This window comes from Pseudoalteromonas porphyrae, assembly GCF_001298125.1.
In the GTDB taxonomy this organism is placed as follows: Bacteria; Pseudomonadota; Gammaproteobacteria; order Enterobacterales; family Alteromonadaceae; genus Pseudoalteromonas; species Pseudoalteromonas neustonica.
On the sequence record NZ_LHPH01000005.1, the window covers coordinates 1 to 14343 of the forward strand.

Below are 14343 nucleotides of genomic sequence, written 5' to 3' on the forward strand. Positions count from 1 at the left end.
GCCTCTGCCCCGCAGGCAATGGTATGTGGCGAAGCGGGGTTAATGTAAAGAGTCACAATCAAGAATACACGCGATTCTGCGGTTACTTAAAAGATTGCAAAGTATGCCCACTGCAACAGCAATGCATGCGAAAGCCACCAATAAAAACAGGGCGGCAAGTACAGTTTAAAAATGATGAATCACGTAAAAAGCTAAGCTATATCGACAAAATGAAAGTTAAAATAGACAGTCCAATGGGGCGACGGCAGCTTTTTATTGAAGGAATGGCAAACGACTAGGCTGTATAGAGCCTGCTTTCCTCTAAATAAACAGCGGAATATTACAGTCAATAAAGGCATGAACAAATTGACCTTACGCGGACAAACGAAAGTGAATGCGCAATGGCAGCTGTATTGCCTTGTTCATAATCTAGAAAAGCTGAGAAACACGATACATTAATAAGGGTAACCCCTTACCACCTTAAATAAGCCACTTAAACACCTGCAATCCCTTCCAAAACGCCCATTAAAACAACACCAAATCCTCTTTTTTATATTTACGTAAAATCGAAGTAACCGATTGAACCAAAATAGGAACTCAGCTATGGTTGAAGCATCAATAAAAATAAATTAAAAACGAGTTATTCTACAGGCTCGTTAGGTTACACGGAGGTTTCCAATCAAATGAATGTATATTTGATCATTTCAGGAGTATTAAGTGCTATTGCGGCAATACTTCACTTAGGCTGTATATTCTTCGGTGCGCCATGGTATAGATTCTTTGGTGCAGGAGAAGAAATGGCATTAATGGCAGAGCAAGGTAGCAATTATCCAACATTCATAACATTAGGTATTTTTTCTGTTTTGTCTATTTGGTCACTTTATGCATTTTCTGCTGCGGGTTTAATACGGAAACTTCCCTTAACTCGGTTAGCTCTAATAGTTATTACATCAATATACCTTATTCGTGGACTTGCTGGGTTTACTCTAATGTCCATGCCAATGGGCCGTAGTCCCGAGTTTTGGTTATGGAGTTCCATAATTTGCTTAACCTTTGGTATATTCCATGGCGTAGGTTTAAAAAAGCAATGGGCAAAGTTTTGAGTAAAGTGTAACCTAACAAGCCAATTAAGCGGGACTAAAAACAGTTTGCTCGGTTTCGCTTCGCTACACATTTTAGCAAACAATTTTTAGCCCCTTATTGGGGCGTTGTGGCTGTAGAATTACTCTTTTTTAAGAAAAACAGCCTGTTTTATGGGTTCCAAATGCATTACCTAATGCTTTAAAAGCGCTTAGAGTTAATTACAGGAGCTCGTTTTTTAATTGAATTTGGCTGTTAGAGTAATTCTACAGCCTCGTTATGTTGCAAGGAAGATTCCTAGTTTGGTGAAATTTCGAAAAGTAGTTTTTGGCCTCTCAGTAATATCCTTGTTCTTGTTTTTTCTACTTCATTATTTGGGTCATAGCAAAGAGTCTTTAATCAGTGTTTATGTATTTATCTTTTTCTGGGGCATAGAAAAATGTTTATCTTGGAAACTAGGTTATAAAATTGGAATTGGACCAATGGTAGCAATACCATCAAACGCAGATAGAAAATTAAGGTTGCTTGGGTTAGTCTGGGGCTTGTTGTTTTTAAGTATCGGTGTTTTTAATCTGTTCAAAGTAGTCGCAACATAACAAGAAAATTAAGCGGGACTGCTAACAGTTGGCTCGGTTCCGCTTCGCTTCACATTTTAGCCTACTGTTTATCAGCCCCTTATTTGGGCGTTGTGGCTGTAGAATTACTCTTTTTTAAGAAAAACAGCCTGTTTTATGGGTTCAAATGCATTACCTAATGCTTTAAAAACGCTTAGAGTTAATTACAGGAGCTCGTTTTTTAATTGAATTTGGCTGTTAGAGTTATTCTACAGCCTCGTTGTGGCTGTAGAATTACTCTTTTTTAAGAAAAACAGCCAGTTTTATGGGTTCCAAATGCATTACCTAATGCTTTAAAAACGCTTAGAGTTAATTACAGGAGCTCGTTTTTTAATTGAATTTGGCTGTTAGAGTAATTCTACAGCCTCGTTATGTGCCGTAGTGATAGCGCAGTTGTGCTATTAGAATTGTATCATTTTGGTTTTTGTATACGATTCTATGTTCGTCATTTATTCGACGAGACCAGTAGCCTGATAAACCGTGTTTAAGAGGCTCTGGTTTTCCAATACCTTCAGTAGGGTTACGTTGGATATCCTTGATTAGTAAATTAATACGTTTAAGTATTTTTTTATCTGTCGTTTGCCAGTAAAGGTATTGTTCCCAAGCTTTAGTCGAAAAAGTCAGCTTCATTCTATGAGCTCTCTTTCAGTTCCATTGCCAGCTTCAAGTTCGGCAATAGACTCTAAAAGTTCGCGTGCATTTGCTGGTGATCTAAGTAAATATGTAGTTTCCTGCATTGCGTTATAGTCTTCTAAAGACATCATAACAACAGGATCTTCACTTTTACGTGTAATAATAACTGGTGCATGATCATTACAAACATGCGCCATTGTTCTTGCTAGATTCGCTCTAGCTGATGTATAACTTATTGCATCCATGTGAACTCCAAAATGTTCATGTACGTTTATTTGTACATTGTAGCGTAAGGGCACATAACAAGCAATTTAAGTCGGAACTCCAACAGTTGGCTGAGTTTCGCTTCGCTACACATTATAGCCAACTGTTTCCGTCCGCTTAATTGGGCGTTGTGGCTGTAGAATTACTCTTTTTTAAGAAAAACAGCTTGTTTTATGGGTTCCAAATGCATTACCTAATGCTTTAAAAACGCTTAGAGTTAATTACAGGAGCTCGTTTTTTAATTGAATTTGGCTGTTAGAGTAATTCTACAGCCTCGTTAACTGCTTCTTTGTTACCTGTGCAATATATTGTACATTTCAGTTTTAATGAGTTAGACTTGTTCAATATTAAGTACAACTCAACAAAGAGGTAATTATGCGTATAGTTTCTTTTACTGAAGCTCGAAATGGTCTTAAATCTGTTCTTGATGGCGTAGTTAATGATGCGGACTGCACAGTTATCACTCGTCGAGATTCTGAAGATGCAGTTGTAATGTCTATGGATTATTATAATAGCTTAATGGAAACGATTTATTTATCTCGTTCTCCAGCTAATGCTGCTCATCTAAACAAATCAATTGCTCAATACAATACCGGTCAAATTACGGAAAGAGGCTTACTTGAATGAGTCGAATGTTAGCTTGGACTGACGATGCTTGGGATGATTACTTGTATTGGCAAGGTCAGGGTAAGAAAACGCTGAAACGCATCAATAAATTAATTACTGATGCGAAGCGTTCTCCCTTCGAAGGTATTGGTAAACCTGAGCCATTGAAAGAAAATTTTGCAGGTTTTTGGTCACGTAGAATTGATGATACCAACCGATTAGTTTATGCCGTTAATGATGCACATTTGACAATAATTTCCTGTCGCTATCATTATTAATTTGAAGCGCAGTTAACAATCGCATCAACACGATTTATTGCACCCGGCAATCTCAGTTTGCCGGGTGTTTCTCGTTTTAAGGCGTCAATATCAAGTATATTTGCATAGTAATAAACGTGTTACGCAGACGTTAGCTGTTTTTACTAGGGTGGTCTTTTGCGATTAGAATCAAATCTTGAAAATGTTATGAGTGAAATTGACTCTTTCGAATGGAATCTATATGCATATATATATCCTGATAACTCAATCTGCATGTCGTCACTGATTCTTATAATCGATGATGCGGAAGAAGAACGAGGTGACGACGATGAGCCAATTTATCCTGTGGCTAAAGGGTATAAAAGCTTTCTTAGTGTGGCTGATCTTCAAAGTATTAAAAGTAATTTACTTGAGCAAAAGCCTGATTATAGTCAGAATGAGCTTTTAAGTGCTGTTATGCATTACTATGAAAACGATGCGTTTATACTAATCAACAGCTAATCGGGTAGCCGGAGGTCTCTAACCTCCAGCCCCCACACCACCCATCATGCGCTTTTTATTAACAGGAAGCGCAATGGGCGGTTCATCTCCCGTAATGAATATTGATCCAAATATCTCTCAATGACACTAACCCTTGTGACGCTAAGTAGTTATTGCCTAGCGCAATGTTAATCCCTTTTGTTTTTGAGCTTCTACAAGGGCCTTCGCTTCCAAGCGCCTACTTTTGGTACTGGTGATACCACAGGCTATAGCGAGTCGCTCGCTAACACCCAATTTCATTAAACTGCGTACTTTGGTACGGGCTATTTCTTTGGAAAGAGCGCCATTGCCGCCAGTAGCACATTCTTATCCTACGGCGGATCCAATGATCTAAATCTACTGTTAGTTGATAAGTGGACTGCCCATAGTTTGCTAGACACCCAATGAGTTACATTGTGCCAAGTAGAGCGCAGATAAATACAATACTAATCTATCCGATATAATCTCATTCTGCGTGCAGCCAAGTTCATGGATAACTTAATATCGTAGAATCTATAAGCTATTTGTAGAAAACCTGTAGCTGTTTGTTACCATACTTAAATAGTCCAGCATTCGTTGGGCTAATTTAGGCAATAGACATTAGGGAGTCATTATGTGTATAGACCCTTTTTATCAAAAGCCCTTAATTTGTTGTTCTCAAACGTCGTTGAATGCATCTTCAAAAGCTCCCGAGCCAGAAATTTATCTCAAAGTAAATATTTGCTCGACTGAAACAGCAAAATAAGCCGAAATTCTGAGTGCAATTACCACCGATGGTGTAAAACGCCCGGTTTCTACTGTACTGATGGTTTTTCTAGAAACGCCTATGGCATCTGCTAACTCTTGCTGAGAAATTTTATGCTGCAATCTAAGTTTGTGAAGATGGTTGTCTAAATCTTCATTCATCAAGACCTTCCTCACGTAGTTTCCACAAAATTAACACACCATGCGTGGCTGCTGCCAAGCCAAGTAATACTTGAAGCATATCCGTAAGCCCAAAGGGAGCTATAAATTCTATAAACCACTTGCTGTCGCCACTATAAGCGAGGAAAATTCCGCCTACTACCATAATGTTACAGGTAGCACGCAAGCTGAACGAACTGACATAATCCACATACTCGTCGTTAAATTTCAGCGCCCAGTAACCTAGACTCGATATATTTTTTGCAAATTTCATCGATTTAAGAACTAACACAATACAATAAATAATACTCACAAATACAATTACATCTAATAGCCAATAGATAACTGAGTTTTTTTCACTAATTACTGTTAAAAACACCTGAGCTAAAAGGAAGAGCGCTAGTACAATACTGATTCTCCCGGTAATTGCTAAATATTGTTGTTCCGTTTCTGGTGGTACTGATAGTGATTTCTCCATCTTTGTGTATATCCCTTTTCTGTTGGCGACGAATTAATGTCGTATTGTGTTGACTGCGTTTAAGGTTACACGTGATACCTAAATACACCAAATGTAACCTTTAGGTATCAATGGTACCTAAAGGTTACATAAAGGCAAGCTTTCTTTTATTTTTAGCTAATATTTGACCAATAACGAGAGACGAAATTTGAAAATGAATGAGGAAATAAACAAAAAACAAACCCGAATTTTCTTGTGCGGGGAAGACCGTTTTACAGGGAAGTCTTATGAGCACCGCAGAGGGTGGGTTGAAGAGAAACTACTGAGTCTAGGCAAGGTATTTTGTATTGATGTGTGTGAGTATGCTGTTATGAGCAACCAGCAAAATGTCAGGAACATTTAACAACAGCGCAGCTGGCCCGAAGGGCGAAAGGCAGGACGCCTGAAGTACACGCACCTAGTGTTGTATGTTGATGATAAAAAAGCGAATCGGCTAAATGATAAAGCGATTGTTATTCGTTGGCACAAGCTGTGTAAAGGCACCGTACTTACGCAAAGATACATACAAGGTGAGAAGCTAAGTAAAACTGAACTTATCTTTTTTAATCAAACAGTAAACCAATACCGTGAACGGCTATCAAGTATTAGCTGGTTTATGCGGCTATTAAATGAAGACATTGCGCGTAAAGCCAATAAGGAAGATAACTGCACAGGCCGATTTTATTCGCTGCCGTCCATGGCGCTCACCCTTCGGGCCGCCTAAGGCATTCAAAGTTGTTCCTTACAACTTTGTGGGAAGGTCCTTTCTTTAAAATAAAAAGCAGTCATAAGCGCTTCTTGATGAAGCATCATTAGCAGCCTGTATGGCCTATGTAGACTTAAACCCAATCAGAGCAAAAATGGCGCAAACACCTGATCACACCAGCGTACAAAAACGTATTGAAAGCGCAACAGAGGGCAAGCAACCAAAACAACTATTACGCTTTGCAGGCATGCCACGTCAAATCATGCCAAAAGGCCTGCCGTTTGAACTTAAATCTTACCTTGAACTGATTGAATTAACAGGGTGTTGTATACGAGAAGGAAAGCGCGGGTATATTGAAAGCACACATTTACCTTTACTAGAAAGAGTCAATATCTCCCCAGAAAACTGGTTAAAACTCACGACACAATTTACGCGCGTATTTCATGGCGCAGTAGGTAGGACGACCTCACAAGAGAGTTACAGTGAACACTTGAGCAGAAAACGGCGTAGCAACGTCAGTAACAGCGAAAAGCTGCTGGCATAAAGTTAAAAGTCCTCAGTAAAAAGTTAAAACTGCAATTATGCAGTTATTTTTATGCGCGTAATTTAGGCTTAAGAGTACTAATAACTTATTTAATGGGTGAAATGAAAGCAACCCATTAATAAAAAGTAAATTCATAACCTAAAAAGTAAATTTAGTGGAATAGTGATGTTGGCTCAATTAGAGTGGCTGTCTAATTTGTTTTGATTGAACCAAAATAGGAACTCGGCTATGGTTGATGCATCAATAAAAATAAATTTAAAACGAGTTATTCTACAGGCTCGTTAAATTGCAAATGAGGCCAAATTGAAATATCTATCATTCCTACTGCTCTTTGTACCAAGTGCCCATGCTTGTTTTGGCGGCACAAGTAAGGAAGATTACGAATTGATAAAATCTCAATCTTTAGATCAAACTTATCTAATGGTGGGCTTACTCATTCTAGCGATAATTTTACGTGCGATAACAAACAAGAATAAAATTTGGGTACCGCTACTTATAACTTCAACAAGCATGTACTTCCCATTTGCGAAGTATCAATCGGCTCTATATAACAATGATTGGTGTGGCTGGGGTGTAGTTCATGCATTTCAATTAGGCACAAAAATTATGGTGTGTATTTTTGTGATTGAATTACTTAATTTCTTATATGCAAAGTTTAAAAGAACAGAAGTAAATGCAATTTAACAAACCAAGTCCTCAGTAAAAAGTTAAAACTGCAATTATGCAGTTATTTTTATGCGCGTAATTTAGGCTTAAGAGTACTAATAACGAAATGAAAGCAGCCCAGTAATAAAAGGTAAATTCATAACCTAAAAAGTAAATTTAGTGGAATAGCTTTGTTGCTTCAATTAGAGTGGCTGTCTAATTTGTTTTGTCCTTGCATAATGAATTCGGGAATCTGCTGCGCGGGCAAAAATCAGCCCAGCAAAATTTGCCGTATATTGCGGCGTCATATTCAAGGAGATACGATGGACATTTGGAGTTTACCTTATACTTTCGAGTATGAAGGTCGAAAAGTGAAATATGGGATTGAAGGAAAAGGAGAGCCTCTTGTTTTAGTTCATGGTACGCCTTGGTCATCTTTCAACCTTAGGCACTTGATTCAGGCACTTTCAAGCGACTACACAGTCTATTACTTTGATTTACTAGGTTATGGTGAATCAGATAAAGGTGATGCGGATGTATCTTTAAAAGTACAAAATCAACTATTAGATTCATTAATAGATCATTGGCAGTTAAAGTTACCTTATATTGTGGGGCATGATTTCGGGGGTACGACAGTACTGAGAAACTACTTGCTGAATCAACGAAAGTACAAAAAGATAGTCGTAATTGATCCAGTTGCATTATCTCCTTGGGGCTCTCCATTTTTTAAACATATTGAAAAGCATGAAGCAGCCTTTGCAGGAGTACCTGATTTCATTCATTCAGCAATCGTTCAAGCATACATAAAAACAGCGTCATATCAGCCATTATCTCAGGAAGCAATTGACGGTATTCTCCGCCCTTGGTCTGGAGATGAAGGTAAGAAAGCTTTTTATAGGCAAATAGCTCAAGCAAATTCAATGTATACGGATGAATTTCAAGATAAGTTATCTAGCTTTGATGTACCTACATTAATTCTGTGGGGTGAAGAGGACCAATGGATCCCTGTTGAACAAGCTCACGTGCTTCATAGTAAAATTAAAGACTCTAAGTTAGTTATAGTTCCTGAGTCTGGACATTTGGTCATCGAAGAAAAACCAGAAGCATTGGTTAAAGAGATACGAGAGTTCTTCGAAAGTTGAATATAACAAACATGATTCGAATAATAGGGCTGGGCTTAAACCACATGCACATTCGTATAAGTCACACAGGCCAAAGTGGTGGAAAATTCGCATCACCTCTTAGTCCATGATGATAATTATTGTGCTTATCTTAACCATAGTAAAACAGTTCACACAGTTACAGAAAATTATTAACCATGATAAATTTCAAAGGTTTAATTCAAGCTATTTCTGTGTTAGATAAGACATGATTCATAGGAGTTAAAATGACAATAAGTATGCAGGTGATTAGCCTGATAAGGGCATTAGTAATATTGACTGTGCTGGTCATTCTGGGGGGCTGTGATTGGTTTGATGATAAAGTTGAGATAATCTCGGCTGAAGCGGCGTATTTATTGCCAGATCGTCACGCTGAGAATGTTAAGTTACAACAACAATCGGCCAGTCAGTTGTCTAATGCTGAACTTTATCAACGTGCGCTTAGCTTGTGGCCAATCGCTTATCGTGAGTTGAGTGTACCGACTTCTCTCGGTCAAGCTCGGGTTATTGTAGCAGGTCCCGCTGATGCTGAGCCGTTGGTTCTGTTGCACGGTATGCACGCCAATTCAGCCATGTGGTACCCTAATATTGCCGCGCTGGCAGAACACTATCGCGTTTATGCAATTGATGATCTGCTCGGCTCTGGCGGGTCACGTGCAAGTGCAGATATTAGCGATATGGAGCAGGTGGTAAGTTGGTATCAAGAGTTATTTGACCGTTTGCAGTTGAGTTCTTTGCATCTGGTAGGTGCATCTCGTGGTGGTTGGCAAGCGGTCGCCATTACTCTAGCTGAATCTACCCGGGAAAAGTCGCGTATTCAGCGCTTGGTGCTACTAAGTCCTGCGCAAACCTTTGGTTGGATAGAATTAAGTGGCGACTTGCTGGCGAGCATTTTTTTTACTATCAATCCTGATCGCAATGAAGTGCAAGAGAGCTTACAAAGTGTGTCAAGCCGGCCACATATGATTAACCCAATTTATTTAGATCAATATGTAGCAGCACTTGAGGATGATCCTGTTCCGGGTTTGATAACCGAACTACGACCATTTTCGGATCAGCAGTTGCAACAGATTACTTTACCGACATTAGTTTTAATCGGTGATAATGATATGATGAACAACAATGATAGCCTTGAGCGGGCCAAGAAAATACTGGTGCAGGGACACACCAAGCAAATAAAAAATGCGGGGCACTTTTTAACGGTTGATCAGGCTGAACAAGTAAATCGCGCTATGTTGACGTTTTTATCGCGTTAAGTATATACCCAGCAATCTCAAGATGAGAGCGTCGTAGGAATTAAAATCAATAACGCTTAATCCTGTATCTTGAGGTGGTTTAGTCAAAATATTTTAAACTAGCGTATTAAAATGGAAGGCTCACTTATTGTTTATTGTGATAGATAATTCGTGAGGGCTCGTTCTCGCTCTGATTGGTATAATACATGATTTAGCTAAAGCCAGATATTTGAACATTATACACGGCTTACAAGTTAAGTAAGCCGTGTATAATTGTTATAGTTTTTCAGTAAGCGCTGTAAGTGTTAATCGCTTTGTAATATCTGTATTCATAGACTGCTGCGCAATTATCACTAAGTGATCGACCCTTGCACTTACTTCATTGCATACATTAAGTAAATCATCTATCAAACAGCCAATCGCTCTTACTTCAATAAGCTGCATTTGCTTACGTTGATAGTCGGTTAATGCCGTCAAATTTGTTGCGGCACCAAAATCGCCAAAAAGCACGTTATGGTCTGCGTTTACCATAATATTATGCGCGTATACATCGCCATGACTTATGTTGTTAGCATGTAAATGGGCAAGTGTATGGATCATCTGCTGTGCAATTAAGGTAATTTCATTTGCACTAAAGTCAGTGTTTTTGGTAAAAGTATCGCGGGTGCAGGTTTCAAGTGATGGTGGTAAACCAAGATTTTGATAATCTTTACTGATCAACTCCATAACCAAGCCAAGTTGCAGAGGGTTATTGATATAAGCAAGTACGTTTATAAGATTATTGTGCTCGCCGGCTTGCAAACAGCAACTAACTTCGTCAAGCGGGTAGCCATCACTCGTGATCGCGCCTTTAAATAGCTTTAACGCGACATCATTGTTTTGCCATTTAGCTAAATGAATTATGCCTGATGCGCCTTCACCAATTTGTTCAACTAAAGAAAACGCTTCAAGCTGAGCTTCAGTGAGTGATACTTGCTGTAAACTTTGGGCTTTATTAAAGTCGTTACCTGCAAATGCAAGCCATGTGAGTTTTGGTAATTCAAATAACCAGTCATCAATATGGGTTAAGTTATTGGCTGATAAGCGCACCAGCTCAAGGCTTTTGCAGTGTTGCATACTGCATGGCAAGGTTGTTAGTCGATTACCTGCCAGAGCCAGTTTACGAAGCTGCGTAAGTTCGCCAAAAGACTCAGGTAACTGTTCAATATGGTTGTCAGTTAATATTAACCACTGGGTTGAGGTTGGCAAACTATGCTCTGCAAATTCAGTTATTTGATTGCCTTTAAACGCAATCATAATAAGCGAAGGGCATTTAGCTAATACTGCCGGAATATGTTTAAACTGATTAAATGATAAAAACACGCGTTTTAGTTTTACGAGGCTAGCAAATTCATCAGGTAAGTCAGCTAAGTTATTGTTTGATAAATCGAGTACTTCGAGGGTATCGGCAAGGGTGAAAATTTCGTCTGGAAATGTGGTTAACTCTTCAACTAGTTGTAGGCGTGTTGCACCAGCTAATTTACCAGCGCGAAGATCTTCTAGGGTATTCAAAATGCACATCCATTTGTAATTAAAAAATAAAAAGGCCAATTTAGTTGGCCTTAGTAATCATTTTATTCAATAAAATTAAAACTGTGCGTTGTGATATACGTTTTGTACGTCGTCACAATCTTCTAGCATAGCTAAAAAGCGCTCCATTACTTCAACATCTTCACCTTCAATCGGCGCTTCAATTTGTGGAACAAAAGAGATTAAATCTTCGTCAAACTCAGTAATACCCATTTCTTCTAGGGCAGTGCGGGTATTATTGTATTCTGTGTGCGGTGCAAAAACAGTCACTTTACCTGCTTCAACTTCTACGTCAGTAACATCAACGTCTGCCATCATTAACGCTTCAAGCACGGCTTCGTCGTCATCACCGTCAAATACAAAAATTGCAAGGTGATCAAATAAATGAGAAACCGAGTTTTGTGCACCAATTTTAGCATTGGCTTTAGTAAAGCATACACGTACGTCAGCAAAAGTACGTTTGTTGTTATCGGTTAAGCAATCAACAATAATCATACAGTTACCCGGGCCATAGCCTTCGTAACGTGTTGCTGAGTAATCTTCACCGCCGCCGCCTTTGGCTTTATCGATTGCGCGGTCAATAACGTGCGCAGGTACTTGATCTTTTTTAGCGCGTTCAATTAAACGACGTAGTGATAAGTTGCCATCAGGATCAGTACCGCCATTTTTAGCACAAATATAAATTTCTTTACCGTACTTTGAGTAAACTTTAGTTTTAGCACCCGCAGTTTTAGCCATTGAATCTTTTTTGTTTTGGTAAGCTCTTCCCATCTGCGTTTCGCCTTAAATATGTTTTTGAAAGTATAAATTTTGTTGTGCGGTATTCTATACCCTAGTCGCTTGGAAATACAGAAATCAGTGGCAATTAAAATAGCTTGAGGTGGGGAAGTTGTTTGATTAAGGGACTAAAAAAATATAACCCGCGGTTGCGGGCTATATTATAAAGATCTTTTAATTACCAAATGCGGACACGTTGGTCTTCAGGTAAATACAAAGCGTCACCTGGTTGTACATTAAATGCTTTGTACCATGCGTCGTGGTTACGCGGTGCTTGGGCTCTAAAGCGACCTGGAGCATGTGTACCACCACGTAGTTGGTTTAACATACTTTGTTCGGTGCGTTTTTCTTTCCATACTTGTGCCCATGCAAGGAAGAAGCGTTGATCACCTGTTAGACCATCAATAATAGGCGCTTCTTTGCCGTTTAGGCTAAGTTTGTAGGCGTGATATGCCATGGCTAAACCGCCCACATCCCCAATGTTTTCACCTAAGCTATTTCGCCCGTTTACAAAGTTTCCAGGAATCGGTTCGTATTGACTGTATTGTGCGGCAAGTTGGTCTGCTTTAGCGTCAAAAGCGGCGCGATCAGCGTCTGTCCACCAGTTACGTTGCACACCATTTTCATCAGATTTTGAACCTTGGTCATCAAAGCCATGGCCCATTTCATGGCCGATAACTGCACCAATACCGCCGTAGTTTACCGCGGCGTCTGCATTTGGATCGAAAAATGGTGGTTGTAAAATGGCTGCTGGGAATACAATTTCATTAAATGAACTGTTGTAATAAGCATTAACACGTTGTGGTGTCATGCCCCAACGGTTGCGGTCTGTTTTCTTAAGTTCTTTTGCAACACTTTCGGCTTGAAAAAACTCACGCATGTTTTTAATGTTGCCAATCAAATCGTTATCGCTAATGCTTAAGCCGTCAAACGATTGCCATACGTCAGGGTAACCAATTTTTGGTACGAAGGCGGCTAATTTTGCACGTGCATTAACTTTGGTTTGTGCACCCATCCAGTCTAGGTTATCAATGCGCTCACCCAATGCCGTGCGTAAATTTTCAACAAGCTCTGACATTTGTTGCTTTGAAGATTCAGGGAAATAACGTGCTACATAGACTTTACCAATAGCAAATCCAAGCGAGTTAGTGCTCGACATTTGGCTGATAGCACGCTTCCAACGTGGGCGAGGCTCTTGTTGTCCGCTTAGTTCTTTACCGTAAAATGCAAAGTTAGTATTAAAAATATCTTCAGAGAGTAAATCAGCATTACCGCTTAGGGCATGATACGTTAAATAATCTTTCCATACTGCTAGGTCTTCTTGATTGATCAAGTCAATCATGGCTTTAATTGGCTCTGGTTGAGATACATTTAACTGCGGTACTTTATACCCAGTTTGTGCAAAATATAAGTCCCAGTTAAAACCAGGGTACGCTTTAGTAAGTTCAGCGCGGTCGATTTGGTTTAATGTAATATCGCGGTTACGACGTTTCTCGCGAGGCCAGTGACCTTGTGCAATTTTAGTTTCAAGCGCAAGAATTGCTTGAGCACGAGAGGTTGCGTTGCCTACGTCAGCAAATTTCAACATGTCAGCAATGTGCGCGACATACGCTGCGCGCGTTTTAACAAAGCGCTCTGAATCTTCAAGGTAGAACGAACGATCCGGTAGGCCTAAACCGCCAGCACCTAAAGACATTTCATATTTGTTAGGATCTAAACGGTTAAACCACATACCGCCACCTAACGGAGCTTTTACGCCAGTAAGCCACGATTTACCAAATAGCTCAGTCAGGTCATTCGTTGATGATACAGCGTTGATCTCTGTTAATAGTGGTTTTATCGGTGTTACGCCGAGTTTGTTCAGAGTGTCTGTATCCATATATGCATTGTAGAAATCAGCAACTAATTTCTCTTCAGCATTTAAATCTTTGCGTGCTGCGATTTCTTCGATGATTGTTTTAACGCGTTCTTCACTGCGATCAGCAAGTGCAGAGAATGCACCATAACGAGTTTTATCAGCAGGCATGCTGTAGTTGTCGTACCATGTACCGCTGGCGTACATAAAAAAATCATCACCAGGTTTAACTGCTTCATTACGCGCTGATAAATCAACACCAAAGCTACCTAGCTCTGCTTTTGTTGTAGCAGCAACTATTTGTTGCTCTTGTTTTGTTGTCTCAGGCGTTGAGCAGCCTGTAATAAAGGTGGCAGCTAATGCCGCTGCTATTAGGTTCTTCTTCATTGTGTTGTTCCCATGAACGTTAACTTTATTAATACGTAAATTTGTGTCTATTTTAATTGTTAAGGAATACTAACAACCAGACAATTTTTTTGAGGTGAATCACCTCTGCGCACG

Annotated in this window: 16 protein-coding genes and 2 pseudogenes; 10 read left to right on the plus strand and 8 right to left on the minus strand. The window is 39.5% G+C overall.

The window, feature by feature from the left end; genetic code table 11:
* From ADS77_RS22865 to ADS77_RS05670, 3 genes are all read left to right on the plus strand, one after another.
* A partial coding sequence (locus ADS77_RS22865; protein ID WP_268794835.1) for a transposase occupies positions 1-278 on the plus strand: 278 nt, incomplete at its 5' end.
* A 58-nt stretch (positions 279-336) separates the two neighbouring features.
* The gene (locus ADS77_RS22870) at positions 337-438 is read left to right on the plus strand and encodes a transposase (RefSeq protein WP_152960639.1); all 102 of its coding nucleotides are present in this window, start codon (positions 337-339) and stop codon (positions 436-438) included.
* A 224-nt stretch (positions 439-662) separates the two neighbouring features.
* The gene (locus ADS77_RS05670; RefSeq protein WP_054203490.1) at positions 663-1082 is read left to right on the plus strand and encodes a hypothetical protein; all 420 of its coding nucleotides are present in this window, start codon (positions 663-665) and stop codon (positions 1080-1082) included.
* Between the two features lie 960 nt (positions 1083-2042).
* Here the strand turns inward: ADS77_RS05670 and ADS77_RS05680 are convergent.
* Both ADS77_RS05680 and ADS77_RS05685 read right to left on the minus strand, forming a co-directional pair.
* Positions 2043-2303, minus strand: coding sequence for a Txe/YoeB family addiction module toxin (locus ADS77_RS05680; RefSeq protein WP_028865307.1), 261 nt, complete (start codon positions 2301-2303; stop codon positions 2043-2045).
* Positions 2300-2551 (minus strand): type II toxin-antitoxin system Phd/YefM family antitoxin, encoded by a 252-nt coding sequence (locus ADS77_RS05685; RefSeq protein ID WP_054203492.1) that lies wholly within the window; start codon positions 2549-2551, stop codon positions 2300-2302. Before ADS77_RS05685 ends, ADS77_RS05680 begins: the two co-directional genes overlap by 4 nt.
* A gap of 394 nt (positions 2552-2945) precedes the next feature.
* On the opposite strand from ADS77_RS05685, the gene ADS77_RS05690 reads away from it, so the two are divergent.
* From ADS77_RS05690 to ADS77_RS05700, 3 genes are all read left to right on the plus strand, one after another.
* A complete protein-coding gene (locus ADS77_RS05690) occupies positions 2946-3197 on the plus strand; it encodes a type II toxin-antitoxin system Phd/YefM family antitoxin (protein WP_054203493.1) in 252 nt (83 codons plus the stop codon).
* A complete protein-coding gene (locus ADS77_RS05695) occupies positions 3194-3454 on the plus strand; it encodes a Txe/YoeB family addiction module toxin (RefSeq protein ID WP_054203494.1) in 261 nt (86 codons plus the stop codon). The genes ADS77_RS05690 and ADS77_RS05695 overlap by 4 nt, the downstream gene beginning before the upstream one ends.
* A gap of 156 nt (positions 3455-3610) precedes the next feature.
* Positions 3611-3934 (plus strand): hypothetical protein, encoded by a 324-nt coding sequence (locus tag ADS77_RS05700; RefSeq protein ID WP_054203495.1) that lies wholly within the window; start codon positions 3611-3613, stop codon positions 3932-3934.
* An 82-nt stretch (positions 3935-4016) separates the two neighbouring features.
* Here the strand turns inward: ADS77_RS05700 and ADS77_RS22640 are convergent.
* From ADS77_RS22640 to ADS77_RS05710, 3 genes and pseudogenes are all read right to left on the minus strand, one after another.
* Positions 4017-4331: pseudogene (locus ADS77_RS22640) on the minus strand (hypothetical protein); the annotation flags it as partial.
* Positions 4332-4654: 323 nt separating this feature from the next.
* The gene (locus ADS77_RS05705; RefSeq protein ID WP_054203496.1) at positions 4655-4858 is read right to left on the minus strand and encodes a helix-turn-helix transcriptional regulator; all 204 of its coding nucleotides are present in this window, start codon (positions 4856-4858) and stop codon (positions 4655-4657) included.
* Positions 4851-5333: a hypothetical protein gene (locus ADS77_RS05710; RefSeq protein ID WP_054203497.1), complete on the minus strand. Its 483-nt coding sequence runs from the start codon at positions 5331-5333 to the stop codon at positions 4851-4853. Before ADS77_RS05710 ends, ADS77_RS05705 begins: the two co-directional genes overlap by 8 nt.
* 193 nt (positions 5334-5526) lie before the next feature.
* Here ADS77_RS05710 and ADS77_RS21565 point away from each other — a divergent pair.
* The 4 genes and pseudogenes from ADS77_RS21565 to ADS77_RS05735 all read left to right on the plus strand — a co-directional run bounded on the left by ADS77_RS21565 (position 5527) and on the right by ADS77_RS05735 (position 9662).
* A pseudogene (locus ADS77_RS21565) lies at positions 5527-6601 on the plus strand (transposase).
* A gap of 303 nt (positions 6602-6904) precedes the next feature.
* Positions 6905-7285, plus strand: coding sequence for a hypothetical protein (locus ADS77_RS05725; protein WP_054203499.1), 381 nt, complete (start codon positions 6905-6907; stop codon positions 7283-7285).
* A 284-nt stretch (positions 7286-7569) separates the two neighbouring features.
* Positions 7570-8388, plus strand: coding sequence for an alpha/beta fold hydrolase (locus tag ADS77_RS05730; protein ID WP_054453357.1), 819 nt, complete (start codon positions 7570-7572; stop codon positions 8386-8388).
* A 245-nt stretch (positions 8389-8633) separates the two neighbouring features.
* Complete coding sequence (locus ADS77_RS05735; RefSeq protein WP_054453359.1) at positions 8634-9662, plus strand: alpha/beta fold hydrolase; 1029 nt, start codon at positions 8634-8636, stop codon at positions 9660-9662.
* 255 nt (positions 9663-9917) lie between these two features.
* Here ADS77_RS05735 and ADS77_RS05740 read toward each other — a convergent pair whose 3' ends face one another.
* The 3 genes from ADS77_RS05740 to ADS77_RS05750 all read right to left on the minus strand — a co-directional run bounded on the left by ADS77_RS05740 (position 9918) and on the right by ADS77_RS05750 (position 14229).
* Entirely contained in the window at positions 9918-11192 is a 1275-nt protein-coding gene (locus ADS77_RS05740; RefSeq protein ID WP_054453361.1) for a leucine-rich repeat-containing protein kinase family protein, read from the minus strand.
* A gap of 75 nt (positions 11193-11267) precedes the next feature.
* Entirely contained in the window at positions 11268-11981 is a 714-nt protein-coding gene (locus ADS77_RS05745; protein ID WP_054203503.1) for a YebC/PmpR family DNA-binding transcriptional regulator, read from the minus strand.
* A 184-nt stretch (positions 11982-12165) separates the two neighbouring features.
* The gene (locus tag ADS77_RS05750) at positions 12166-14229 is read right to left on the minus strand and encodes a M13 family metallopeptidase (RefSeq protein WP_054203504.1); all 2064 of its coding nucleotides are present in this window, start codon (positions 14227-14229) and stop codon (positions 12166-12168) included.
* Positions 14230-14343 lie beyond the last annotated feature (114 nt).

What these genes read in the sequence shown, in the direction of transcription:
- ADS77_RS22870 (WP_152960639.1), top strand. Translation starts at nt 337, where the DNA reads ATGAACAAATTGACCTTACGCGGACAAACGAAAGTGAATGCGCAATGG.
- ADS77_RS05670 (WP_054203490.1), top strand. Translation starts at nt 663, where the DNA reads ATGAATGTATATTTGATCATTTCAGGAGTATTAAGTGCTATTGCGGCA.
- ADS77_RS05680 (WP_028865307.1), bottom strand. Translation starts at nt 2,303, where the DNA reads ATGAAGCTGACTTTTTCGACTAAAGCTTGGGAACAATACCTTTACTGG.
- ADS77_RS05685 (WP_054203492.1), bottom strand. Translation starts at nt 2,551, where the DNA reads ATGGATGCAATAAGTTATACATCAGCTAGAGCGAATCTAGCAAGAACA.
- ADS77_RS05690 (WP_054203493.1), top strand. Translation starts at nt 2,946, where the DNA reads ATGCGTATAGTTTCTTTTACTGAAGCTCGAAATGGTCTTAAATCTGTT.
- ADS77_RS05695 (WP_054203494.1), top strand. Translation starts at nt 3,194, where the DNA reads ATGAGTCGAATGTTAGCTTGGACTGACGATGCTTGGGATGATTACTTG.
- ADS77_RS05705 (WP_054203496.1), bottom strand. Translation starts at nt 4,858, where the DNA reads ATGAATGAAGATTTAGACAACCATCTTCACAAACTTAGATTGCAGCAT.
- ADS77_RS05710 (WP_054203497.1), bottom strand. Translation starts at nt 5,333, where the DNA reads ATGGAGAAATCACTATCAGTACCACCAGAAACGGAACAACAATATTTA.
- ADS77_RS05730 (WP_054453357.1), top strand. Translation starts at nt 7,570, where the DNA reads ATGGACATTTGGAGTTTACCTTATACTTTCGAGTATGAAGGTCGAAAA.
- ADS77_RS05735 (WP_054453359.1), top strand. Translation starts at nt 8,634, where the DNA reads ATGACAATAAGTATGCAGGTGATTAGCCTGATAAGGGCATTAGTAATA.
- ADS77_RS05745 (WP_054203503.1), bottom strand. Translation starts at nt 11,981, where the DNA reads ATGGGAAGAGCTTACCAAAACAAAAAAGATTCAATGGCTAAAACTGCG.
- ADS77_RS05750 (WP_054203504.1), bottom strand. Translation starts at nt 14,229, where the DNA reads ATGAAGAAGAACCTAATAGCAGCGGCATTAGCTGCCACCTTTATTACA.